25 protein-coding genes are annotated in these 21,739 nt (G+C 70.9%); 15 read left to right on the forward strand and 10 right to left on the reverse strand.

The genetic code is table 11. The features are described 5' to 3' along the window. Positions 1 to 97: 97 nt before the first annotated feature. The gene (locus tag ACIBVP_RS00890; RefSeq protein WP_396103860.1) at positions 98 to 703 is read left to right on the forward strand and encodes a MarR family winged helix-turn-helix transcriptional regulator; all 606 of its coding nucleotides are present in this window, start codon (positions 98 to 100) and stop codon (positions 701 to 703) included. Positions 704 to 728: 25 nt separating this feature from the next. On the opposite strand, the gene ACIBVP_RS00895 is transcribed toward ACIBVP_RS00890, so the two are convergent. After that, positions 729 to 1,916: a catalase gene (locus ACIBVP_RS00895; RefSeq protein WP_396103862.1), complete on the reverse strand. Its 1,188-nt coding sequence runs from the start codon at positions 1,914 to 1,916 to the stop codon at positions 729 to 731. A 209-nt stretch (positions 1,917 to 2,125) separates the two neighbouring features. Between ACIBVP_RS00895 and ACIBVP_RS00900 the strand changes: the two genes are divergently transcribed. The 3 genes from ACIBVP_RS00900 to ACIBVP_RS00910 are packed head-to-tail and all read left to right on the forward strand — an operon-like array spanning position 2,126 to position 5,760. Further along, positions 2,126 to 2,818 (forward strand): hypothetical protein, encoded by a 693-nt coding sequence (locus ACIBVP_RS00900; RefSeq protein WP_396103863.1) that lies wholly within the window; start codon positions 2,126 to 2,128, stop codon positions 2,816 to 2,818. Further along, the gene (locus ACIBVP_RS00905) at positions 2,791 to 4,149 is read left to right on the forward strand and encodes a hypothetical protein (protein ID WP_396103864.1); all 1,359 of its coding nucleotides are present in this window, start codon (positions 2,791 to 2,793) and stop codon (positions 4,147 to 4,149) included. The genes ACIBVP_RS00900 and ACIBVP_RS00905 overlap by 28 nt, the downstream gene beginning before the upstream one ends. Before the next feature lie 48 nt (positions 4,150 to 4,197). Beyond that, positions 4,198 to 5,760 (forward strand): CHAT domain-containing protein, encoded by a 1,563-nt coding sequence (locus ACIBVP_RS00910; RefSeq protein ID WP_396103865.1) that lies wholly within the window; start codon positions 4,198 to 4,200, stop codon positions 5,758 to 5,760. A gap of 7 nt (positions 5,761 to 5,767) precedes the next feature. Here the strand turns inward: ACIBVP_RS00910 and ACIBVP_RS00915 are convergent, their stop codons facing one another. Then, entirely contained in the window at positions 5,768 to 6,232 is a 465-nt protein-coding gene (locus tag ACIBVP_RS00915) for a GNAT family N-acetyltransferase (protein WP_396103866.1), read from the reverse strand. A 94-nt stretch (positions 6,233 to 6,326) separates the two neighbouring features. After that, positions 6,327 to 7,652: a hypothetical protein gene (locus tag ACIBVP_RS00920; RefSeq protein WP_396103867.1), complete on the reverse strand. Its 1,326-nt coding sequence runs from the start codon at positions 7,650 to 7,652 to the stop codon at positions 6,327 to 6,329. A 336-nt stretch (positions 7,653 to 7,988) separates the two neighbouring features. Here ACIBVP_RS00920 and ACIBVP_RS00925 point away from each other — a divergent pair, with 336 nt between their 5' ends. From ACIBVP_RS00925 to ACIBVP_RS00935, 3 genes are read left to right on the forward strand one after another with little or no spacing between them, the layout of a single operon-like run. Then, positions 7,989 to 8,183: a hypothetical protein gene (locus ACIBVP_RS00925; protein ID WP_396103868.1), complete on the forward strand. Its 195-nt coding sequence runs from the start codon at positions 7,989 to 7,991 to the stop codon at positions 8,181 to 8,183. Positions 8,184 to 8,231: 48 nt separating this feature from the next. Continuing rightward, complete coding sequence (locus ACIBVP_RS00930) at positions 8,232 to 8,585, forward strand: hypothetical protein (protein WP_396103869.1); 354 nt, start codon at positions 8,232 to 8,234, stop codon at positions 8,583 to 8,585. Positions 8,586 to 8,638: 53 nt separating this feature from the next. Beyond that, positions 8,639 to 8,899, forward strand: coding sequence for a hypothetical protein (locus ACIBVP_RS00935; protein WP_396103871.1), 261 nt, complete (start codon positions 8,639 to 8,641; stop codon positions 8,897 to 8,899). Positions 8,900 to 8,914: 15 nt separating this feature from the next. On the opposite strand, the gene ACIBVP_RS00940 is transcribed toward ACIBVP_RS00935, so the two are convergent. The 3 genes from ACIBVP_RS00940 to ACIBVP_RS00950 form a co-directional block, all read right to left on the reverse strand. Then, entirely contained in the window at positions 8,915 to 10,462 is a 1,548-nt protein-coding gene (locus ACIBVP_RS00940) for a long-chain fatty acid--CoA ligase (RefSeq protein ID WP_396103872.1), read from the reverse strand. A 69-nt stretch (positions 10,463 to 10,531) separates the two neighbouring features. Beyond that, entirely contained in the window at positions 10,532 to 11,659 is a 1,128-nt protein-coding gene (locus ACIBVP_RS00945) for a DUF5938 domain-containing protein (RefSeq protein WP_396103873.1), read from the reverse strand. Between the two features lie 4 nt (positions 11,660 to 11,663). Next, on the reverse strand, positions 11,664 to 12,467 hold the full coding sequence (locus ACIBVP_RS00950; RefSeq protein ID WP_396103875.1) for an SDR family NAD(P)-dependent oxidoreductase: 804 nt from the start codon (positions 12,465 to 12,467) through the stop codon (positions 11,664 to 11,666). Positions 12,468 to 12,658: 191 nt separating this feature from the next. On the opposite strand from ACIBVP_RS00950, the gene ACIBVP_RS00955 reads away from it, so the two are divergent. From ACIBVP_RS00955 to ACIBVP_RS00985, 7 genes are all read left to right on the forward strand, one after another. After that, complete coding sequence (locus ACIBVP_RS00955) at positions 12,659 to 13,297, forward strand: TetR/AcrR family transcriptional regulator (protein ID WP_396103876.1); 639 nt, start codon at positions 12,659 to 12,661, stop codon at positions 13,295 to 13,297. A 94-nt stretch (positions 13,298 to 13,391) separates the two neighbouring features. Further along, a complete protein-coding gene (locus tag ACIBVP_RS00960) occupies positions 13,392 to 13,958 on the forward strand; it encodes a dihydrofolate reductase family protein (protein ID WP_396103877.1) in 567 nt (188 codons plus the stop codon). Between the two features lie 169 nt (positions 13,959 to 14,127). Continuing rightward, positions 14,128 to 15,174, forward strand: a complete 1,047-nt coding sequence (locus tag ACIBVP_RS00965; RefSeq protein WP_396103878.1) for an NAD-binding protein — start codon at positions 14,128 to 14,130, stop codon at positions 15,172 to 15,174. A 233-nt stretch (positions 15,175 to 15,407) separates the two neighbouring features. Beyond that, positions 15,408 to 15,704 (forward strand): hypothetical protein, encoded by a 297-nt coding sequence (locus ACIBVP_RS00970; protein ID WP_396103879.1) that lies wholly within the window; start codon positions 15,408 to 15,410, stop codon positions 15,702 to 15,704. 230 nt (positions 15,705 to 15,934) lie between these two features. Further along, positions 15,935 to 16,372: an ATP-binding protein gene (locus ACIBVP_RS00975; RefSeq protein WP_396103880.1), complete on the forward strand. Its 438-nt coding sequence runs from the start codon at positions 15,935 to 15,937 to the stop codon at positions 16,370 to 16,372. A gap of 85 nt (positions 16,373 to 16,457) precedes the next feature. Beyond that, complete coding sequence (locus ACIBVP_RS00980) at positions 16,458 to 16,856, forward strand: ATP-binding protein (RefSeq protein WP_396103881.1); 399 nt, start codon at positions 16,458 to 16,460, stop codon at positions 16,854 to 16,856. Positions 16,857 to 16,868: 12 nt separating this feature from the next. Continuing rightward, positions 16,869 to 18,626, forward strand: coding sequence for a DUF6461 domain-containing protein (locus ACIBVP_RS00985; protein ID WP_396103882.1), 1,758 nt, complete (start codon positions 16,869 to 16,871; stop codon positions 18,624 to 18,626). A 9-nt stretch (positions 18,627 to 18,635) separates the two neighbouring features. Here ACIBVP_RS00985 and ACIBVP_RS00990 read toward each other — a convergent pair whose 3' ends face one another. The 3 genes from ACIBVP_RS00990 to ACIBVP_RS01000 all read right to left on the reverse strand — a co-directional run bounded on the left by ACIBVP_RS00990 (position 18,636) and on the right by ACIBVP_RS01000 (position 19,678). Further along, positions 18,636 to 18,794, reverse strand: coding sequence for a hypothetical protein (locus ACIBVP_RS00990; RefSeq protein ID WP_396103883.1), 159 nt, complete (start codon positions 18,792 to 18,794; stop codon positions 18,636 to 18,638). Next, a complete protein-coding gene (locus ACIBVP_RS00995) occupies positions 18,731 to 19,036 on the reverse strand; it encodes a hypothetical protein (protein WP_396103884.1) in 306 nt (101 codons plus the stop codon). The genes ACIBVP_RS00990 and ACIBVP_RS00995 overlap by 64 nt, the downstream gene beginning before the upstream one ends. Before the next feature lie 144 nt (positions 19,037 to 19,180). Then, complete coding sequence (locus tag ACIBVP_RS01000; protein ID WP_396103885.1) at positions 19,181 to 19,678, reverse strand: hypothetical protein; 498 nt, start codon at positions 19,676 to 19,678, stop codon at positions 19,181 to 19,183. Positions 19,679 to 19,769: 91 nt separating this feature from the next. On the opposite strand from ACIBVP_RS01000, the gene ACIBVP_RS01005 reads away from it, so the two are divergent. Beyond that, a complete protein-coding gene (locus ACIBVP_RS01005) occupies positions 19,770 to 20,489 on the forward strand; it encodes a TetR family transcriptional regulator (protein WP_396103887.1) in 720 nt (239 codons plus the stop codon). 13 nt (positions 20,490 to 20,502) lie between these two features. Here the strand turns inward: ACIBVP_RS01005 and ACIBVP_RS01010 are convergent, their stop codons facing one another. Next, positions 20,503 to 21,705, reverse strand: coding sequence for an FAD-dependent monooxygenase (locus ACIBVP_RS01010; protein ID WP_396103888.1), 1,203 nt, complete (start codon positions 21,703 to 21,705; stop codon positions 20,503 to 20,505). Positions 21,706 to 21,739: the final 34 nt, after the last annotated feature.

Genomic DNA, 21,739 nt, shown 5'->3' on the forward strand with positions numbered 1-21,739 from the left:
CTCGTGCATCCGAGTTCGCTCGTTCTCGGGTGCACGAGCACTTCGCGTGTCGATTACCATGGATGTGGTAAGGAGTCCTATCCTCAAGGCGGAGTGCATGACCGGGAACCGAGCCGAGTCTGATCTGGACCGGCGGCTGACCGACGCGATCGAGCGGCTCGGGCACGGTCTGCGCGCGCTGTCGCAGCGCAGCGCCCGCGCGCAGGGTCTTTCGCCGCTGCAACAGCAGGCGGTGCTCGCGCTGGCCAGGATGCCCGCCGCCCAGCGCGAGGTGAACGCACTGGCCGCGGAGTTCGACGTCACCACGCCCACGATGTCCGACGCCGTCAGCGCGCTCGAACGCAAGGAGTTGCTCACGCGGTCGCCGGGAGCGGATGGCCGCCGCCGCCTGCTCACCCTCACCGAACGCGGCGGCGACGTCGCCCGTGAGCTCGCGGTGTGGGATCAGCAGGTGGTGGCAGCGGTCGCGAAACTGCCGGTGGAGGACCGCGCGACCACGCTGCACACGCTGCTGCGCGTGATCGCCGACCTGCAGAGAGACGGGGTGGTGAGCGTGACACGGATGTGCACCACCTGCCGGTTCTTCGGCCCGGGCGTGCACGCCGACCCTGCGGCTCCGCACCACTGCGACCTCCTGCGGAAACCCTTGCCGCTCACCGCTTTGCGCACCGACTGCGCCGAACACGAGCCGATCACCGCGTGAGCGCCGCCGTGCCCGCGGATCCACCTCACAGCGCGCCGATCGCCTCGCACGCCTTGCGCACTCCGGCGCCGTAGGCCGGGTCCGCCTGGCCGCAGTTGGCGATGTGCCGTTCGACGGTTTCCCGCCGGGCCCCCTTGATCGCCCGTGCCGTGTTCTCGAACAGCTGTCGCCGCTGCTCCTCGTCCATCAGGCGGAAGAGGTCACCCGGCTGCTGGAAGTAGTCGTCGTCCTCGCGGAAGTCGAAGTGGTCGGCAACGGAGCCCACGACCTGCCCGGGGTCGCCGTACCATGGCTGCTCGGCCCAGCGTCCGACGTTGTCCGGTTCCACGCCCGGAACGCCGATGCCCGGCACGAGGTTGGCGAGGGTGAGCGCGGCCTGCTCGACGTCGGCGAAGTAGTTCTCCGGGTTGCGGTTCAGCTCCAGCTTCCCGACCTCGATGAGCGGGTAGTCGGCCTTGCGCCACACCTTCGTGAGGTCGAAGGGGTGGAACCGGTAGTTCCGCGCGTCGGCCTCCGGCATGACCTGCACGTACAACGTCCACTTCGGAAACTCGCCGCGCTCGATGGCCTCGTACAGGTCACGGTGGTGCGATTCCCGGTCGGCGCCGATGATCTCCGCCGCCTCCGCGTCGGTGAGGTTCTGGATCCCCTGCCGCGTGCGGTGGTGGAACTTCACCCAGTGCCGCTCGCCCGTGGCGTTGACGAGGCTGAACGTGTGCGAGCCGAAACCGTGCATGTGCCGGTAGGACTTCGGGATCCCGCGGTCGCTCATGATGATGGTCACCTGGTGCAGCGACTCCGGAAGGTTCGTCCAGAACCCCCAGCTGTTCTCCGGGTCGCGCGTGTTCGTCCGCGGATCGCGCTTCACCGCACGGCTGAGGTCCGGGAACTTCAACGGATCGCGGTGGAAGAACACCGGGGTGTTGTTGCCCACCAGGTCCCAGTTGCCCTGCGACGTGTAGAAGCGCACGGCGAACCCGCGGATGCCGCGCTCGGCGTCCGCGGCACCGCGTTTCCCGGCCACCGTGGAGAAACGCACGAAGGTCTCGCACTCGTTGCCGATCCTGTCGAACAGCGCGGCCTTGGTGTAGCGACTGATGTCGTGGGTCACCGTGAACCGTCCGAAGGCGCCGGACCCCTTCGCGTGCATCCGCCGTTCCGGGACCACCTCGCGGTCTGCGAACGTCATTGCTTCTCTTTCGTGTTCACGCATGCTCGGCGAAGTTCGACCGTCGCACAATTAGGTAGGACTCCTAGCTAAAGTGTGGCATGCTGATCCGGGCGGCACAAGAGAGATCTCGACCGGTCCGGTGCGCCCGCTCGCGTGGCGCGACGGCACTGCCCCTCCGGAATCCGCGAGACGCCGGTCGACGGTCCAGCTTCCCGCCACCACCCGCTCCTGGACGTGGTATTGATGACGCTGTGTCGCTCAACGACGATCGAACGACGGAGCCGCGCCAGCTGAGCGCCCGGCTCGACCAGGTTGCCGCCGCCCTGGACTCGATGGGGCTGACCGTCGTGCGCCGCGCGGTCTACGAGGACGACCAGGGCGACGGCACCGGGGCGCTGGGGTGGCTGTGGGCCCAGAGCGAACCGCGGCGGTTCCCGGGCGAGACGTTCGATGTGGCAGTCACCTACAGCGCCGCCGAGGGCACCTGGAGCGTGGGCACGCCGTCCGGCAGCCTCTACCGGTTGAGCGACTCCGACGAGCCCGGCCAGAGAATTCGTCAGCTCCTCGCCGAACCCGGGAACGGCAGCACCGAGGACGCAACGTCGCGAACGGTCCCCGAATGGGTGTGGCTGGTGCTCGGCGGAGTCGGCACGACCGTCGTGGCACCGTTCGTGCAGGCGGTTGTCGGGAAATCGGCCGAGGACGCGTATGCCGCGCTGCGTTCCCTGTTGCGGCGCAAGGAGAAGCCGCAGCAGGACGTCGGCATGCTCGAGCACACCTCGATCCTGGATCCGGACCACGACGTCCGCATCATCGGGCCCGACCCGATGCCGGCCGAGGCGGTGCGCCAGCTCGCCACGATGGACCGGGCGGAGATCGACGGGCATGTCCTCGTCTGGAACGACGACACACGAACATGGCACCGCTACCGGCGGCAGGGGTGACCGCCGGACGCGAACCGGTACGGAGCCGCCTGGTCGCCCGCCTCCAGGACGACGACGCGCCGATCGCGCCCGACGCGGAGGTCGACGCGGACGCGGCCGAACTGCTCGAAGCCGAGCTGCACGCGGTGCTCTCCGGCGAACCCGACGCGCCGGCGTACTGCATGGAGGCCCTGGTCGTTCTGGGGTGGTTGTACTGGCAGCGTTGCCTGAAAGGCGGGATGGCGGACGACCGCTGTCTCGGGCTCGCGCTGGTGCTGTTCGCCCCGGTGGCGGCGGGAAATCCCGCCGTCGTGCCGGACGTCGTGCCCGCGGCCTTGTTGCGTGAGCTCCCTCGCTCCTCGCCGTCCGGTGAGCACCCGGTCGGCGCGTGGATCAACCTGGTGGGAGAGGTCGTCACGAAGGCGGAGAAGGGTGACCGCACCGCGCTTCTGGCGGGCGCCGCCGTCCTCGCCATGGGGTTGGGCATGTCCCCGCCCCACAGCGAGAACCGCAGGCGTTGCCAGGACAACCTCGTTCACGTGCTGTCGTCGCTGTACGAAACGCACCACGACTCCGCCGCGCTGACACAGGCCGTGCGGCTGGCCCGCTGGTCCGTCGCCGACGCCACCCCGGGCACCGACGCGCACGCGCGCGGCGTTCGACGCCTCGCCGAGACGCTGCGCCTGGTGTACGACGCCACCGGGGACCACGTCGTTCTCACCGAAGCCATCGAGCACGTGCGGGTGGCGGTGCGCGAGTGCCCGCCCGGGCACGAGGAACTCGTCGACCTGACCAACATCCTCGCCGGACTGCTGACCTCCCGCCACTCCGCCACCGGCGACACCAGCTCCCTCCGGGAAGCGGCCGACGTGCTGCGCGGCCTTCTCGATGAGCTGCCGGCCGACCATCCCCTCCACGCGACGTCCTCCGGACACCTCGCCACCGTCCTCGGCCGGCAGCACCGCGCGGACTCCGACCCGGCGCAGGCGGACGAGATCGTGGCCCTCTGCCGGTCCGCGCTCACCGGCATCCCGCGGGACCACCCGGTCCGTCCCCGCGTTCTCGCCGCGCTCACGGACGCCCTGGTCGTCCGCGCCCGGCGGACAGGTTCCGCCGACGACCTCGACGAGGCGATCTCGTCCGCTCGCCGGGCGGTCGCCGAAGTGCCGACCGGAACACGCGTGTCGGGCCAGGCGCTGCACACGTTGGCGACGGCCCTCGCCGCCCGGCACGAGCAGTTCGATGACACCGCCGCCTTCGACGAGGCGGTCGACCTCCTCGAACGCGGCGTGTCCGCGGCGGTCAACGAGGTCGAGCGGGCCAACCTGCGCTTCAACCTCGCTGCGCTGTGAAACAACCGCTATGCGACGACCCGTGACCCGGAGCACGCGCGGACAGCCGTGACCGCGCTGCGTGCCGCCGCGGCGTCGAGCGGCTGTTCGGCCCGACAGCAGGTTCGCGCGGCCGTCGCCGCGGCGGAGATCCTCGGTGAGCTCGGGGAGTGGCACGAGGCCACCGAGCGGATGGGCACCGCCGTCGAACTGCTGGCCACCCTGGCCGGACGACACCTGCCCATCGGGGACCGCCGGTCCGCGCTGAGGGAGTTCAGCACGGCTCCCGTGCGCGCCGCGTCGTACGCCGTCGAAGCCGGTCAGCCGGCGCGCGCGCTCGAACTCCTGGAACGCGGCCGAGGCCTCCTGTTCGCGGAGAACACCGCGTTCCGCAACGGAGTCGGGGAACTCGCCTCGCGGGCACCCGCGCTCGCTTCCGCGTTGACGCGGGTCATCACCGAGTTGGACGTCGCCACCGACGCGGACAGCCGCCACCAGCTCGACCGGGACCGGCAGAGACTCCTCGAACAGATTCGTGAGCTGGACGGCTTCGAGACCTTTCTCAAGCCCCAGCGACTCAGCGAGATCCTCGCCGCCTGCCGGTCCGGGCCTGTGGTGGTCCCGCTGGCCGCTCGTGAACGCCTGGACGCGCTGATCGTCACCACGGACGGAGTGCGCCCGGTCTCGCTTCTCCATGAGCCCTTCGAGACGTTCAGCACCCACGTGCGGCAACTGGTGGAAGGAGTGGGGATCGCCACCGACGGGCACAGTGGCAGCGCCGAGCGCGGGCACGGTGAGCACCTCGTCCGGCTGGGCCTCGACTGGCTGTGGGAGGCGATCACCGGACCGGTCCTCGATGCTCTCGGGCTGCTCGACGCCCCGGACGGGGGGAAACCGCCACGGGTCTGGTGGTGCCCGACCGGAATACTGCCGTACCTCCCGCTGCACGCCGCGGGCCGCGTCGGTGGACCGCACGCACTCGACCGCGCGGTCTTCTCCTACACCACGTCCATCCGGATGCTGAGCCAGGCGCCGTCCTGGCAGCTGCGCGAGGACTCGAGCCCGCTGGTCGTCGGGCTCTCACGCACACCCGGGCTGCCCGATCTGCCCGCGGTCGAGCAGGAACTGGCGTTCCTGGCCGGGACGTTCCCCCGCCGCCGCATCCTGCGCAACGCCGCCGCGACCCGCGCTCAGGTCGTGGCGGCACTGCCGGAACACGACATCGCGCATTTCACCTGCCATGGCGGGGACGACCCAGAACGCCAGTACGAGGGGCAGCTGTTCGTGCACGACGGGGCGTTGCGCCTCCCGGACATCGCCACCATGCGCGTCGACCAGGCCAGGCTGGCGTTCCTGTCCGCGTGCACCACCGCCCGGCCCGCGCTGGCGCTGCCCGACGAGGCTCTGAGCATCGCGACCGGGTTCCAGCTCGCGGGTTTCAGCGACGTCGTGGCGAGCCTCTGGCCGATCGCCGACCACAAGGCCTTTCAGGTGGCGGCCGACTTCTACACCGCACTCACCACCGGCGCGGAAAGCGCCGCCCACGCGCTGCATCATGCGGTGCACCAACTCCGCGCGCGAGAACCGGAGCGGCCGTCGTTGTGGGCCCCGTACATCCACCTGGGAGCGTGACGCCGGATCAGGGCGCGGGCCGGCGGAAGACCTGTCGTGAACCGCCTTCCGGGCCAGGGTCGGCGGGCTCGGCGGGGACGAACCCGAGCGCCTGGTAGAAGGCGCGCGCGTTGCTGGCAGTGGCGCCGGGATGATCGGCGCCGAACGTGATCACCTCGATGACGCCGGGGCCGTGCACGAACCGGCGGAACGCGTCGGTCAGCAGCGCGCGGCCGACACCTCCGCCGCGGCTCGCCTCGTCGACGACGAGCCAGTTGATGCGGAAGACCGGCGGTTTCGGGCTGAACAGGAGGCCACCGGCGAGCCCGGTGTCCGGGTCCGCCGCGACGAGTGCCGTGGCTCGGCGGATGTTCTTCGCCACGACGGCGCGGAAACCCGGATCGTCGACCATCGGACCGAACCAGTGTTCCACCTGGGCGGCGAGACCGAGGAAGCCTGCGAGGTCGCGTTCCTCGGCGAGACGGACGTTCACCCCCCACAGTGTGGGGTCGGCCGTCGTCCGCACCGCGACCGGCCCCCGGGTACGCCGCCGTCCGCGGACGAAGCAGGCCTCGCGCCACCTGTGATCACGGCTCGGTGAACCGGCCTCCCCGGAAGCGTTTCGGCAGCTCCCGCCACGCCCGTGCGAAGCCGGGTGGCGCGGCGGAGAGCACCGGCGGTGTCCGCCAGGTGCCGAAGTCACCGAGCACGGGCACCTTGCCGGCACGACAGGCCGACGCGAGCACACCAGCCTGGCGCCGCAGGTGGGTCAGCGCGAACCGGGCGATGCCCTCCTCCCGGGTCCAGGACGGATCCCAACCGGTCTGATCCTCGCCGCCGTCGTCCTGGCCGCCCAGCCGGTCCAGCCATGCCAGCCAGGCCGCGGCCTGGCGCGGTCGCCCGGCACCGCCGTCCGAGACCGGCGTGCGCAGGTAGTGGTACCACCCGGCCGGAAACCACCACGGACCCCGCGACAACTCCGAGATCCCACGCGTGACGCCGGGCGCGGCCGGGCCGGTCGCGTCCCAGAAGGGCACGGCCAGCGCACCGATCAGGATGTCCGGCCCGTCGGGCGGCGCCCCGGCGCCGAGCACCGCCCGGAGCCGGTCCCACACCAGGGACGGATCGTCGGCGAAGCCGCCCTGATCAGGTCGCGGCAGCCGCAGCACGGCGTTGCGCCCGTCCCGCCACTCGGCGTCACCGTCGGACAGTCGCTCGGTCCACCGCATCGTGCCCGGCGGGCCGGCGGCGAGCGTGGGCAGTGGGTACTCGGCATCCGCGTCACGCCGTGGCACCGGTATCGGGATCAGCGGAGTCAGGTCCGGCAACCGCAACCCGTACATCAGTTCGTCGTCGTCGAGGTAGGACTCGCGCAGGTACCACAACGTCGCGTCCCCGGAAGGATCGTCCTCGGCGAGCGTCGCCGCCCGGCCGCCGAGACGCACCCAATGCGCCTGCACGCCGTCCAGTCCCGGTGCCCGCAACGTGAGTCGCAACAGGTGTTTCCGGCCGCCCGACCAGTTGTAGACGACCATGAGGCTTTCCCCCGGGTAGCCGAAGAACCGAAGGAAGTCGACTCCGGTCACCTTGTCGTCCCGGTCCGGCGTCAGGCTCACCGACACCCGTGGCTTCGGTTCCTGGTGCACCCACCCCGTGATCCGGGGCAGGTCCGAGGTGCCTTCGCCGGACAGGTTCAACCAGACGCTGACCCACCCGGCGTCCTGGAACCGGTGCCGCTCCACCCAGGCGACACGATCACGCTCGCGGTCGATCACCCCGCCCAGCACCCGTACCGCGGGCCCGTCCTCCCCGCCGCCAGGGTGTTCCCGGAACGGATGGTCCAAGCCGGTCGCCCGGCCGATCGCTTCCAGCAGCACCGCGTGATCCCCCGGCGGCACCGCGTACTGATCCACGTCCATATCCGCCCCCAGCCTACGGCAGTCCGGTTCGGCTCCAGGCCGTCTGTGGAGCCCGGACAACAGTCGCGCCGTCTTTTGTCCCTTCCGGACAAGCGACGGGGTCCTCGGCAGGGCATCCTGACGTTGTCCCGCTGGAACCGGTTGAGGCCCTCGGAAGCGGAGACAGTGCGGCGGTCCGGTGTGGATCGGGAGCACGCTCCCGGGACATGCCCCCGCCGCCCAGGACTCGCGCGGACTTCGCACGCACCCGAATCCGCGCGAGTCCGATGCCGTCAGGGCGGTTCGTGTCCTCCCACCGCCCTGACGGCGCCTCACGAAGGGAACGGAGTGATGCCGATGCTCGGCGACAGCGAACGGGCGGTGCCGTCGCGCAACAACGCGACCTCGCACAAGACGGGTGTTCCGATGACCGACGTGGTCGCGGTTCTCCCGCGCCCCGACATCGACGAACGCCAACGTGCCGACGTTCCGGACGAATGGGGGCACCAGTCCTTTCCGGCCAGCGATCCACCGCAGAACTGGTGACATCGGCACACGACGAGAACCGCAGCGGCCCGTGACCCAGGGAGGACGATGATGCCCACCGCACTCGACACGGAGAAACGGCCCGCGTTGCGGATCCGGCCCACCCGGGACGTGGCCGGACAGCTGGGCCGTTACGTCTCGGCCATCGTCGCCAAGGTCCGGGCGGCCTACGACACCGGAGAACCGGGCGAGCTGGTCATCGACCTGTCCCATGCCGCGACGGTGCCGCAGGCGCAACTGATCCTGCTGCTCAACCTGCTGCGGCCCATCGTCGGCAACGACACCCGCATCACACTGTCCGGCATGCGGCCCATGAATCTCGGTTCGCTCGTGGGCTACGACCTTCCCGACAACGTGGTCGTGGTCGACACCCGAGGACGCAGGTGGACCACCGCGGGATGACCGCGGTCCCGAGTCGTCTGTCACGGGGCCCGGCAAGCGAGAGGAGAAAGCCGATGTCCGACCTCGTCGTGCGGGGACAACGCCTCCCCGGCATCGGCTGGCGCTACGACACCCCTGTCGAAGCGGCCGGCGGCCGCACGCGACGGCTCTCCGTCATCGTGGAAGACCACGGCCCGCGCCACATCATGATGTTCGACGAACAGTCGGACGAACAGCTGATGAGCGTGCGGCTCTCCCAGACCGAGGCGGCCGGGATCGCTGCCCTGCTGGCCGGTGCACGGCTCGCCGTGGTCCCCGCGTCGGGGAGCCCGTGACGACGACGACCGTGTTCACGTGTGCGGTTCGCTCGTGGTGAGCCGCTCCCTGATCTCGGCTTTGAGGATCTTGCCGACCTTCGACCGGGGCAGGTCGGGCCAGATCTCCACCTGTTTGGGCGTTTTCACGCTGCCGAGGCGTTCCTTGACGAACGCGGTCAGCTCCGCCGGTTCGGCCTGCCTGGCGGCGCGGAGCTGGACGACCGCCGTGACGCGCTCACCCCATTTGTCGTCCGGGAGCCCCACCACGGCGCTGTCCTGGACGGCGGGGTGGGCCTGCAGCGCCTGTTCGACCTCGGCCGAGTACACGTTGAAGCCGCCGGTGATGATCATGTCCTTGGCCCGGTCGACGATGTAGAGGTAGTTGTCCTCGTCGAGGTAGCCGATGTCGCCGGTGTGGTGCCAGCCGTGCCTGCTCACCTCCGCGGTGGCGGCGGGGTTGTCGTGGTAACCGGCCATGACCAGCGGTCCGCGGACCACGATCTCGCCGCGACTGCCCGGCGGCAGGAGGGTCCCGTTCCGGTCCATGATGGCGACCTGGGTGAGCGGGGTCGGGGTGCCGGCCGAGGACAACCTGGCGGTGGCGACCGACCCGTCGGGCAGGAAGTGGTCGGCTGGCGCGAGCGTGGCGATCATGTTCGGCGCCTCGGTCTGGCCGAACAGCTGACCCATCACGGGCCCGATCCGGTGCAGTGCCTCGGTGAGGCGGGCCGGGGACATCGGTGCCGCGCCGTACCAGAGGCAGCGCAGCGACGACAGGTCCGTCGAGTCCAGCGCGGGGTGGTCCAGCAGCCCGTAGATGACCGTCGGCGGCAGGAACGCGTGCGTGATCCGGTGCCGTTCGACCAGCCGCAGGAACTCGCCGAGGTCCGGGGCCGGCATGATCACCGTCTCGCCGCCGGTCGCCATGATCGGGAAGGTGAGCACACCGGCGGAGTGCGTGAGCGGGGCGAGCGCCAGGTACCGCGGCCGGCGACCGATCGGGTAGCTCATCAGCGTCAGCGCGGTGGCCGTCTCCAGGTTGTGGCCGGTCAGCCGCACGCCCTTCGGCCGCCCGGTCGTGCCGCCGGTACCGGCCAGCACGCAGAGGTCGTCGTCGGCGACCGTGACCGGTGAGGGCACGCGGCCGTGCCGGTCGAGCCAGTCGGCGAAGGTGACCGCACCGTCCACCTCGCCGTCCAGGCACACCAGGACCGTCAGCGCGGGCAGGTCGCCGCGGATGCGCTGGACGAGCGGGGCGAACTTCTCCTGGAAGAACAGGCACCGGCAGCCGAACAGGTCGAGCAGCTCGCGGTTCTCGGCCGCCTCGTTGCGCGGGTTGACCGGGCACCACACCGCGCCCGCGCGCGAGATGCCGAACACGCACGTGAGCGCGAGCGGGTCGTTCGCGGACAGCACCGCGACGCGGTCGCCCCGCGCGATCCCGCTGTCCTGCAGCGCTCCCGCGATCAGCAGTGACCGCTGCCGCACCTCGGCGTAGCTGGTGGTCACGTCCCCGATCGTCAGGCACGGCGCGTCACCACCCAGTGACGCGCCCTTGTCCAGGTAGTCGCACAGCCGCACGAACGCCTCCGGGCGAGGAATGGGACGGCGCCGGCCGCGGGTCTGGGCGGCCGGCGCCTGCTTGTGGGGTCAGCGATGGACTTCGAGGATCGGATCGAGCACGAGGCCGAACGACCGCAGCGTGCCGAGCAGTTCGCGGTGCCCGAAGGCCTGGCAGCCGGACGCGAACCCGACCTTCCTCGGCACGTCCTGCAGCAGGTGCGCGGCGGCGTGGACGTTCAGCAGCGCGGTCTGCTTGTAGTTGCAGTTGCCGTGGATGACGCAGTGCGCGCGGCCGAGCGGGCCGGACGCGTGGACGGAGTCGAGCGAGATGTTGATCCTCGGGTTCTCCCTCGGTGGCATCTCACTGCGCACCATCGCCGACTGTTCGTCGATGATCCGGTACTTCTCCTCGTCCGGCTTGCCCGCCATCCTCTCCAGCGCCGCGGCGACGATCTGCGGCACGCCGAGCATCAGGGGACGGTTGAACACCCCGCCGAGCGCGCGCACGGACGCCACCCGCGGGTCCTTCCTGAACCACACCGGGTGTGCCGTACCGCCCCACGGCAGCGCGAGCCCCAGCTCGTGCTGCCCGGGTACGACCAGCTCGTACAGCCCGGCGTCCGGCGGCCATTCCACGTACTCGTTCTGCTCCAGGTAGTACGCCTTGGCGAACGCCGCGTTGGTCAGGATGGTGTTGGTCGACGCGACCGTCGGATAGCCCTTCCAGAACACCTGGATGTCCAGCGTGTCCATACCGGGCGTCTCGAGGCAGATCTGCGCGGCGATCTCACCGACCGTGTACATCTGCGCGATGCCCGGCGAGAGCAGCAGGCCCTGCTCGGCGAACTGGGTGCCGTACCGCGCCTCGGCGTCGATCATCCAGTCCTGTTCACCGTTGGTGTCGGTGTAGTGCGCGCCGATGTTCAGGCTGGCGCGCACGGCTTCGTGGCCGTGGCGGGAGAACGGGCCGACGGTGTTCACCACGACCTTCGCACCGCGGAACGCCTCGGTCAGACCGGCCTCGGTGTGCTCGACCGCCACGATCTCGTGGTCGACGGTCTGGACGCCGGGGACCGCCTCGACGGCCTCCTTGACCCGGTTGTGGTCGCGGCCCGCGGCGAGGAAGGGCACGCCGTACTCGCGCAGGTACTCGCAGACGAGGCGTCCGGTGTAGCCGGAGGCGCCGTAGACGACGACGGGCTTGTCGGTGGGCATGGCGTCATATCCCCATTCCGCCGTCGACCGGGAGACCGGCCCCGGTGATGAACTTGGCCGCGTCGGAGGCGAGGAACACCACGGCGTCCGCCATGTCGTCCACCTGGCCGAGCCTGCCGAGCGGGGTCAGCTCCACGACGGCGCCCGCGGCCGCCTCGGGGGAGGGGAACAGGCCGAGTTCGGCGCAGTCCACGGCGAGCTGGTTCCCCATCGCCGTCGGGGTGAGCCCCGGGTAGATGCAGTTGACCCGCACGCCGTAACCGAGTTTCCCGGACTCCGCGGCGGCGACCCTGGTCAGCCGGTCGATGCCGGACTTGGTCGCGGAGTAGACGCTGATCCCGGGGAACGCGATGGTCGCGGCCACCGACGCGACGTTGATCACCGAGCCGCCGGTGCCCGACGCGCCGCCCGGGCGCATGGCGAGCAGTGCGTGCTTGAGGCCGAGCGCCGTGCCCAGGACGTTGACGTCGAGCATCGTGCGCACCTGCGCCGCGTCGAGGTCGGTCACCAGGCTCGTGATCTCGATGCCCGCGTTGTTCACCACGATGTCCAGCCCGCCGAACACGTCGATCACCGTGGCGACGGCAGCGGTCCAGCTCTCGTCGTCCGTGACGTCCAGCGGTACGAACTCGGCGGTGGCGCCCGAGTCCCGCAGAGCCTGGGCGGTCTGCTTGCCCTCCTCTTCGAGGATGTCGCCGATCGCGACCGACGCCCCGGCGGCGGCCAGCGCCCCGGCCATCCCGGCACCCAGCCCGCGTGCACCCCCGGTGACCAGCGCTTTTCGTCCGGTCAGCTGATAGCTCGTCATTGCGCAACCTCCGTCGGTGATGTGGCTCACCCTAGCCGACTTGGGACGGACGTCAAGATTTTCTAGGACATGTGTCCGAACTTTTTCGGGCGACTGTCCGAATAGCTCGGGTGGGGGAGGATAGACTCCGGACAGCGGATCACCGGACACGAACCGCACGCAGCACCACGAAACGCCGACAGGACGCCCACGTGACCGACGTCGCCCCGACCAAGCACGACAAGATCGCCCGCCGCCAGGTCGACAAGTTCCAGGCGCGGCGCACCCAGCTGGCCACGGACGCCCTGCACACGCTCGCCGAACTGGGCTACGCCCGGACCAGCCTGCGCGACATCGCGCAGAACTCGGAGTTCTCGCTCGGCGTGATGCACTACTACTTCGCCGACAAGCGCGACCTGGTCACCCAGGCCGTCCGCCAGTACGAGGCGGTGTGCGTGACCCGCTACGACGAGGTGGTGGCACGCGCGACGAGCGCCGACCAGCTGCGTGACGAGTTCGTGGTGATGTTCTTCGACACCCTGGCCGAGGACGCCGCGCTGCACCGGCTCTGGTACGACCTGCGCAACCAGAGCCTGTTCGACGAGTCCTTCCGCGCCGACGTCCTGGAGATCGACGGGCACCGGGAAGCGATGGTGGGCCGGGTCGTCAGCCGGTACGCCGAGCTGCGCGGCGGCGAGCTCACCGGGCCGCCTGCCGTCGCCTACACGCTGCTCGACGGCATCTTCCACCGCGCGTTGCTGCACCACCTGACCGGGATGAGCGAGGCCGTGGCGCAGGTGCGGCTCGAACTGCCCAAGGTCATGGACTACCTGGTGACCGGCCCCCAGTAGACGCTGACCACGAAAAACCTCGGCCGGGTTGTCGAGACCGGCGTGGCGGCTCCGTCCCAGGGGCGGAACCAGCACACGTACCGGAAGGCCGGCCATGCGCAAGCTCATCGTCCAGCAGTGGGTCACCGTCGACAACATCGCCGCCGAGGAGGACGGCGGGCTCGGCTTCGTGTCGGGGGAGCCCTTCTCCGAGAAGACCGATCCCGCGTTCAAGGCGAGCCTGATGGGGTTCATCGACTCGGTCGACACGATGCTTCTCGGCGCGAACACCTACGCCCAGTCCAAGGACTACTGGCCGCACGCCGTCGAGCAGGGTGAGTACGGCGAGAAGCTCAACAACCTCACCAAGTTCGTCGCCTCGTCGGCGTTGGCCGCCGCGCCCTGGGGCGACTTCCCCGCCGCGACCGTGACACGCGACCCGGCCGCGACCGTCCGGGACCTGAAAGCCCGCGGCGGCAAGGACATCTGGCTGTGGGGGAGCCTCTCGCTCATGCGCTCGCTGCTGGCCGCCGGCCTCGTCGACGAGGTGCGGATGCTGGTCTGCCCGGTGTCACGCGGCACGGGCACGCGTGTCTTCACCGACCGGCAGGACCTGGAGCCGGTCGAGGCCACCCTGTTCGGCAACGGCCTGGCCCTTCTGCGCTACGCGATCAGGAAATGAGCCGGCGTTCGGCGACGGCCCGGCTGCCACCGCACATCGCCGGAGCCGGGCCTGCCCACGGGACGCGCCTCGCGAGTCCGATCCGCCCGTTTCCCGGCGGCGTGCCGCGGTCCGCGGGTAGGGTCGCGGCGCGGTGGCTGACGTGGTGCGATGTGGACGGAGGTGTGCCGTGCCGTTCCTGCTGGCACGACTGCTGGCCAGGTTGTCGTTCCTGACGAAGTGGGCGACGCCGATGGTCGTGATCGTCGTCGTCTTCGTGACGAGCTGGCCGCTGATGGCGCTCGCCGAACCCGCCGGTAGCGCGCTGGTCCAGCCGGGCAACTACTGGTGGTACTTCGTGGTCACCGCGGCCACCGTCGGCTACGGCGACCTCTTCCCGGAAACAGGTCTGGGCCACGCGGTCGGCGCCTACGTCATCGTCGGTGGCATCGCGACGCTGACGACCGTGTTCACCAAGCTGGCCTCGATGATCGAACAGGCGAAGGGACTGCGCATGCAAGGGGCGATCAGCGTGACCGCATCCGACCACGTCGTGGTGCTCGGCTACCTGGCGGGACGCACCGAGCGCATCGTCGGCCAGCTGCACAGCGACGGCTGCACGGTCGTGCTGTGCGCGTGGGACGAGGTGGGCACACATCCGATGCCCGAGCACGGCATCGACTTCGTCCGTGGTGACCTGACCGAGGAGGAGACGCTGCGCCGTGCCGCCGTGCCGGCCGCGTCCACTGTGCTCGTGGACGCCCGCGACGACAACGAGGCGCTCGCGATCGCGGTGACCGTCCACCACGTCAACCCGGACGTGCACCTGGTCGTCCCCCTGCGCGACATGGAGCGGTCGACCCTGCTGCGGCGGATCAACGACAACATCCGGTGCGTGCAGTGGCACACCCCCAGGATGATCACCGAGGAGCTGACCACCCCCGGCATCGCCGAGGTGTACGCGGACCTGATGACCCACGGCGGCGCCAACACCTACGCCCTGCGGTTACCGGAGTCGCTGGGAGCCGTGCTCGTGGAGCGGTGTCAGATCGCGCTCGGCCGCCGCCACGGCGCGACCGTGCTCGCCGCGCGCACCGACGGCGGGCTGGTCGTCAACCCGCCGTGGGAGACCGAACTGCCCGCCGGTTCGATGCTGTACTACGTCAGCCCGCGGCCACTCACGGCGGCACAGGTCTCCGACGCGCTGAGCGGTACCGCGCCCAGCGGCCGGGGGTAGGGGTGCGACCGTCGTCGCAGGTCCTCGGGCTGGTGGCGCCTGGGGTGGGCGTCGCTTGCGGCGTCGCGCTCGCTCTCACGTCCTCCCATCGGTCGGCTCCGATGTGGGCGTGTGGGCACCGCTCACGGTCGCGCTCCTCGCCGCCGCGGGCACGACGTTCACCTACGGCAGCCGTCGCTGGGCCGACCTGACCGCGGTCCCCGCGGGTCGGCACGATGTACGGCGTCCGGTTCGTGGCATCCGCCGACGCACTGTCGGACAGCCCTGGTGGGCTCGTCGCGCTGCTCGTGGCGATGGTCTTCGTGCCGGGCTGGACGGCGCTGCGAAACCGGGGAGCGGAGCTGTGCGACCGGCTTTTCTCCCCGGACGGCCTGCGCACCCCGTCGGCGATCGTGGCCAAGGTCGAGGAACGCCAGAAGATGGAGCAGGTTCTCGGCGTCGATCGCGGTGTGCTGGCCGAGATGCGGTCCGGCATCTGGATCCTGTCGCCCCTGCTGGCGAGTGCGGCTGCGACGTTCCTGCCCGGATAGCCCTGTTTCGGGGGACGTGACGTTGTGGGCGGGGGCCCGGCCGCAGGGTGAGACGGTACTCCGGCCGAGCCCCCTTCGCTGAGCCCCGAAGGGGTTCGAAGGGGCTCAAGCTCGAGGCCCGATCATCGCACGGATCTCACGCGCCGTGCCGGATCGTCATGGAGTCGTCAGGTCCGGCCCGCGTTCCGGCGGCCAGGATGGGATCACGTCCGCACGTTCCAGGAGACACAGTGACTTCGCCCGTGGCCGACGGCCAGGCCGTGCTGGTCGTTCCGCATCGCGTCGACGCGTCCGCTTCCCTGGTACGTCTGTGGGTCGCCGCCGCCATCGACGGGGTGCCGGTGACGTCGCGCCTGGCGGTGACCCTCGTCGTCGACGAGCTCGTGTCGAACGCGCGCACACACGGCGGCTCGCCGTGTGTGCTGCGGTTGTCCCTCGACGACACGCGCCGGTTCCTGTTCGTGTACGTCGACGACGCGACGGCCCGTGACACCGCGTCCTGGTCCGCCGGGGCCGGGTTGACGTTGGTCGACGCTCTGACGGTGACCTGGGGTGTGCACCGGCGTGCCGGTGGGAAGGCGGTGTGGGCCGTGCTGCCGCTCGGTGTGCGCCTCGACGGCCTCGCGAACCCGCCGCAACCCCCGCCCGGCGCGTGGACGGCGACCTGACGCGAGTGGATTGTCAGGCAGTCGTCAGGTCGAGGTGCCGCCGACCCGGCCAGGATGATCGGGACCGGAGGGAGACGGCGCAGCGATGCCGATGGCGTGGGGCGACAGGCAGGCCATGCTGATCATGCCCACTGACTTCGACCCGCCGACGGGGCTCGTGCGGGACTGGGTCGGTGCCGCGCTGACCGCCGTGCCGACGCTGGTGCGGCTGCGTGCGGCGCTCGTGACCGCCGAGCTGGTGGACCACGCGCGCACGTACGGCTTCGGGCCCTACGTGCTGCACATCTCGCTGCACCAGGCGCGCCGCGTCCTGCTGATCGCGGTGGAGGACGAACTGCCGACCATGGGCGCGGACTGGCCGGACCGAGCCGGACTGATCCTCCTCGCGGGCATGTCCGAGTGCTGGGGTGTGGAGTACACGGACGAGGGCAAGACGGTGTGGGCGGAGCTGGGCATCGGCACGGCTCGCCTCTCGGCGCTCTGACAGGATGCCGCCATGGGGATCAAGGATTTCGAGGTGTCCGTGGCGGCCGTGCTGCCCGACATCGTCGCACTGGTACCGAAAGAGCCCGCGGCGAGGCTGGGCCGGTGGGAGCGGAAGGAGTCGACCCGGGAACGTGGCACGCCGGTGCGGAGGGCGCTCGACGACCTCGGCGGTCTGCTCACCGAACGTCTGCTGGGTGCGCTGGAGCTGACCGTCGACCGGCTCGTCGTGGACATCCCGCCGGACCTCGTCTCCGGTCTGACACCGTTCACCGGGACCACGTTCGGCATGGCGTGGATGGGCGAGAAGTCCGCCACGGAGCTGCCGGTGGCGCTCGTCGAGAAGGTGCACCCCGGCGCGGCGGATCTCGTGGTGAGCCTGGTGGACACGTTGCGGGACATGGCTTCCCGGCCGGACGCGACCGGCGACGAGGAGGCGATCGCCGCGCAGCACGGTGCCGCGCACCTCGCGCTCGCGGTGGCCGTGTCCACCGCGGTGCTGCGTTCGCTCGGCACCGAGGTGGCCGCCGAGACGCCCGCGATCATCGGTGTCGCGCTGGGCGCGGCGGCGATCGTGCTGCCGACCGTGCCCAAACCACACGCCTACGCCGCTGCCGTGCTGGAGCAGACGCGCGCGGGGTATCTGATGCCGCGGTCGTCGACCGAGAGCGCGCTGGTGACCGATCACCGGTTCTGGTTCACCGAGGGCGCCGAGCCCGAGACCGTCGACTTCTCCGCCAACGGCCTGGTGACGGCGGTCCAGGACGGCGTGGTGATCCGCACGGGCACGGCGGAGGGGCGCGTGTCGGTGTCGACGGAGATCCGGACCGGGCCACCCGACGAGCTCGACCTCACCCACTGGGACGACGTCGTCGAGATCAGCTGGACCGCGCCGCGGGGTGGCGCGCTCATGCACGGCGCGGGGTCCAAGGGCGGCCGTCAGCCCCGGTGGCTGGCCCCGCCGTGGCCGGGGGACTACCGCGTCCGCGTGCACGTGTCGGGCCGCGACGGCGACGACGTGCTCCAGCACCGGCTGGTGATCTGGCAGGCGCCCGCCGCACCCGAGGTCGTGCACAAGAAGACCGACCGGCTCGGCCACCGGCTCCGCGGGGAACCCGAGCCGCCGCTGGTGATCCCGCCCTACGCGGACCACCGGTGGATCGAGAAGGGCCCGCTCTGTGTGGCCGCCACGATCACGGTCGTCCACGGCCTCACCCCCGACGAGGTGGTCAGCGCGTTCGGCGCGGACCCGGCCGCGCCCGTGTCGATCGAGCAGACGGCGGGGCAGCCCTCGCGGCGGCTGGGTGGCTATCCGGAACAGTTGGTCGCCGTACTCGCGGTGGACGACGTGGTGCTGGCCGTCGAGGACAACGGCTTCCAGGGTGCCGACCAGGGCACGCTGAAGGCGTTGTCCCGCAACGGGAAAGCGGCCAGCCTGTACTGGAACGTCAACGCCAACTTCCAGTTCGCGATCGCGGAGCGCGGCGAACTGGTGTACGCGGGCGATCCACGTGACACCCCCGGCGCGCCACACATGGAGGACCTGGACATCGACGACTTCCGGCACCGCAACGCGAAGGGCCTGACCGCGCTCGCGCGCGCCACCGGCCGTGCCGTCACCGCGGCCGACATCGCCGCGATCCACGCCGCCGACCGGGCCTACGTCCTGGAGCCGCGGTCGAGCAGCCGCGGGGCGACATCGGCCCGTGCCACGTCGACGCGCGTCAGGTCCTTCCCAGCGCGAGGTGGTGGACCGACGCCCCGGCCATGATCGGCTGAATCAGGAACGGGGTGGTGGGGCGGTGGCCGGTCCGTACTCCCCAACGCCGCCGGCGATCGCCGCCAGGAACGCCGTCAGGAGGCCGAAGATGATCGTCAGCCCGACGGCGGTGCCGTCGGGCTGGTCGAAGCCGAGCTGTGCGCTGAGGGGCGTGTCCACGCGCCGGAGACCTTGCGGGCGAACGTGAAGCCCGCCGCGGCCAACAGCAGCCCGGCGCCGGTGAGGCCGCCGACCACGTTCTGTGTCACCACGCCGGGCTGGGGCCCCGGCCCGGCGGCGTCGACGACGTTGTGGAGTGCGAACCAGACGAGCATGCCGGTGGTGACCAGTGCCAGGATGCCGCCCGCCACCGGCGGCTGACCGTACTGGGGGAAGCCGGGCGGCGGTGGATTCGGCTGCATCCGCACTCCTCGCGTGTTTCGGCGACACGAACCTGCCCGCCATCATGGACGGCGATCACCACGGCAGGTGACCGTGGCAGGTTGGTGACAGCGCGCGGCGCGCGTCGGTGGACGTGCACGCCCTCGCGCTCGGCGGTCGAGCGGCTAACGCGCGGTGAACCGGTTGCGGGAGACCGGTGACGCGGGGCGGGTGTGGATGCTCGCGAGGACCGCGCTCAGGGTGGGGAGCCAGCGCTGTCGCGGGTCGGGTGGGCAGAGCCATTCGATGGCGCCGCCGGGGGACGGGGGACCGAACGGCAGGGGCAGCACCGCGCCGCAGTCGAGCAACGTGACGTCACCGGGCAGGGCGGTGCGTGAACGGACGACGCCGTCGTTGTCGGCGAGCAGGGCGACGCTCGTGCCGTCCGACGTCGACAGGGTCAGTGCCGGGCCCTGGCAGCCGACGGCGGCGAGCCGGTCCAGAACCGGCCCGGCGTTGCGCTTCGGCAGCGTCACGGCGCAGAGCCCGTTCTCCAGCGCGAGAAACGGCCCGTCGTCGCGCCACCGCACCGACCAGCCGAAGAGCTGGCCGTAGTAGGCGTCGAACCGGTCGGCCGCGGAACCGGCCGCGGTGGTCAGCGGCACCTGCTGGTCGATGGTCATCGTCGACGCCTCCCGCTCGATCGGGCCCGGAAGCCACAGCCTAACGGCACTCAGTGCCGTTAACAAGACCTGGCTGCTACTGTCTCGACGCATGACGGGTTCGCCGAGTCGTGCGTCAGCCACCCGGGTCGGGGCGACCCCGGCGGGCAGGCGACGGTTGCGCCGCGCCATCGCGGCCGCGGCCGTGGACCTGTTCGTGGCCAACGGTTACGAGACCACCACGGTCGACGAGATCGCGGCGGCCGCGGGGGTCGGCAGGCGCACGTTCTTCCGGTACTTCGACGCGAAGGAGGACGTGCTGTTCGCCAACCACGACGAGATCGTGGCCGAGATGGAACAGGCGTTCGACGCGGCGGACCCGGAGCAGGACCCGGTCGTGGTCGCGTGCGCCACGGTCGGCCTCGTGCTCGACTTCTACGCCGCGGAACTTGACGTGTCGCTCAAGCGGTTCGCGCTCACCAGGGCGGTGCCTTCCTTGCGGGACAAGGAGGTCGCGACCGTCGACCGGTACCAGCGGGTGATCGCCGGGTATCTTCGGGGCCGGTTCGAGGTGCGCGGTGACGAGATGGCGAGCCTGCGTGCGGCCGTGTCCGCCGCCGCGATCGCGGCAGCCAACAACCACGTGCTCCGCCGCTGGCTGCGCGACGGCGGAAAGGGTGACGTCGCCGCCAGCGCCGCGGAGGCGTTCGCGCTGGTCAGAGCCGCGTTCGCGGACACGGGCGACGGCACCGTGGTCGCGGTGATGAGCAGCGCGGCGCCGCTGGACGAGGTCGTCGCCAAGGTCGGCGCCGCCCTGCGCGGTCGCCACTGAGACACAAGGGCACTCAGTGCCACACAGCCCCGCTCGAAGGAGGCGCGTCGGCGCGGTACTCGTGGATCCACCGGATTCGGTGCGGCACGTTCGCGAGGTCCTCGTCGCGTCGGGGCACGGCCTCTCCGGTGAGTTTCATCAGCTTGCCCGCCATGCGCGAGTAGTGCTGCACCCTGCGCGTGCGGTGCCTGCGCGACCGCTCGTAGGTCTCGAACGCGTGCCGGTGGCCTCCCGGACCGGCTTCGGCCAGCAGGTGGCCCAGCGTGTAGGCGTCCTCGATGGCCTGGCCCGCGCCCTGACCCTGGTGTGGCAGCGGTGCGTGTGCGGCGTCGCCCGCCAGGGCGACCCGGTCACTGCTCCACCGGCGCAGCCGCGGCAGTTCCTGCAACGCCCAGAAACGCATGTCGCCCTCGATGTTGCGGATGAGCTCGAGCACGCTGTCCGCCCACCCGGCGGCGGAGAAGATCGCGAGGGCTTCGGCGCTGGTGGCGGGCACCCGGTTCGTCGACCGCGTCCATGCGGGCAGGGTCTCGGGCACGAACACGGCCAGCAGGTTGATCAGCTGTCCGTCGTCCACGCCGTAGTAGACGGTGTGGGTCCGCGGACCGCACCAGACGTGCAGCGACGTCGGGTTGGGCAGCTCGGGCGAGGCGTCCACCGGGATGACGCCGCGGAACCCGATCTCACCGGAACAGACCGGCGACACGTCCCCGGCGACGTGACGGCGCACCACGGAGTGCACGCCGTCCACGCCGACGACGACCCTGGCCACGACGTCCGGCCGGTCGGCGAACCGCAGGCGTACCCCGTCGGGTTCCTCGACGAGCCCGGTCACCTGGTGGCCCAGGTGGAGGTGCTCCTTCGGCACCTCGTCGGCGAGCATGCGCTGCAGGGTGCCCCGGTGCATGGTGACGTACGGCGCGCCCATGCGATCCCGGTACCAGCTCCCGATCTCGTGCGACCGGATCAGGGCACCGTCGTGCCAGCGGCGGAACTCCAGGCGGGGTGGGATGTTGCCGGCGTGCTCCAGTTCGACGCCGAGGTCCCGCAGCAGGCGGGCGCCGTTCGCCGCGATCGCGACGCCTGCCCCGATCTCGCGCAGTTCGGTCGTCTGCTCGAAGACCGCCACCGGAACGGACCGGCGCAGCAGGCTGATCGCCAGGGTCAACCCGCCCAGCCCGCCCCCGACGATCGCGACGTCCACGTCATGGTGCATCGCACACACCCCCCGGCGTCAGGCTACCCGGGCG

This window comes from Actinophytocola sp. NPDC049390, assembly GCF_044466355.1.
In the GTDB taxonomy this organism is placed as follows: domain Bacteria; phylum Actinomycetota; class Actinomycetes; order Mycobacteriales; family Pseudonocardiaceae; genus Actinophytocola.

What these genes read in the sequence shown, in the direction of transcription:
- ACIBVP_RS00890 (WP_396103860.1), top strand. Translation starts at nt 98, where the DNA reads ATGACCGGGAACCGAGCCGAGTCTGATCTGGACCGGCGGCTGACCGAC.
- ACIBVP_RS00895 (WP_396103862.1), bottom strand. Translation starts at nt 1,916, where the DNA reads ATGCGTGAACACGAAAGAGAAGCAATGACGTTCGCAGACCGCGAGGTG.
- ACIBVP_RS00905 (WP_396103864.1), top strand. Translation starts at nt 2,791, where the DNA reads ATGGCACCGCTACCGGCGGCAGGGGTGACCGCCGGACGCGAACCGGTA.
- ACIBVP_RS00925 (WP_396103868.1), top strand. Translation starts at nt 7,989, where the DNA reads ATGCCGATGCTCGGCGACAGCGAACGGGCGGTGCCGTCGCGCAACAAC.
- ACIBVP_RS00930 (WP_396103869.1), top strand. Translation starts at nt 8,232, where the DNA reads ATGATGCCCACCGCACTCGACACGGAGAAACGGCCCGCGTTGCGGATC.
- ACIBVP_RS00935 (WP_396103871.1), top strand. Translation starts at nt 8,639, where the DNA reads ATGTCCGACCTCGTCGTGCGGGGACAACGCCTCCCCGGCATCGGCTGG.
- ACIBVP_RS00945 (WP_396103873.1), bottom strand. Translation starts at nt 11,659, where the DNA reads ATGCCCACCGACAAGCCCGTCGTCGTCTACGGCGCCTCCGGCTACACC.
- ACIBVP_RS00950 (WP_396103875.1), bottom strand. Translation starts at nt 12,467, where the DNA reads ATGACGAGCTATCAGCTGACCGGACGAAAAGCGCTGGTCACCGGGGGT.
- ACIBVP_RS00960 (WP_396103877.1), top strand. Translation starts at nt 13,392, where the DNA reads ATGCGCAAGCTCATCGTCCAGCAGTGGGTCACCGTCGACAACATCGCC.
- ACIBVP_RS00980 (WP_396103881.1), top strand. Translation starts at nt 16,458, where the DNA reads ATGCCGATGGCGTGGGGCGACAGGCAGGCCATGCTGATCATGCCCACT.
- ACIBVP_RS00985 (WP_396103882.1), top strand. Translation starts at nt 16,869, where the DNA reads ATGGGGATCAAGGATTTCGAGGTGTCCGTGGCGGCCGTGCTGCCCGAC.
- ACIBVP_RS00995 (WP_396103884.1), bottom strand. Translation starts at nt 19,036, where the DNA reads ATGCAGCCGAATCCACCGCCGCCCGGCTTCCCCCAGTACGGTCAGCCG.
- ACIBVP_RS01000 (WP_396103885.1), bottom strand. Translation starts at nt 19,678, where the DNA reads ATGACCATCGACCAGCAGGTGCCGCTGACCACCGCGGCCGGTTCCGCG.
- ACIBVP_RS01005 (WP_396103887.1), top strand. Translation starts at nt 19,770, where the DNA reads ATGACGGGTTCGCCGAGTCGTGCGTCAGCCACCCGGGTCGGGGCGACC.
- ACIBVP_RS01010 (WP_396103888.1), bottom strand. Translation starts at nt 21,705, where the DNA reads ATGCACCATGACGTGGACGTCGCGATCGTCGGGGGCGGGCTGGGCGGG.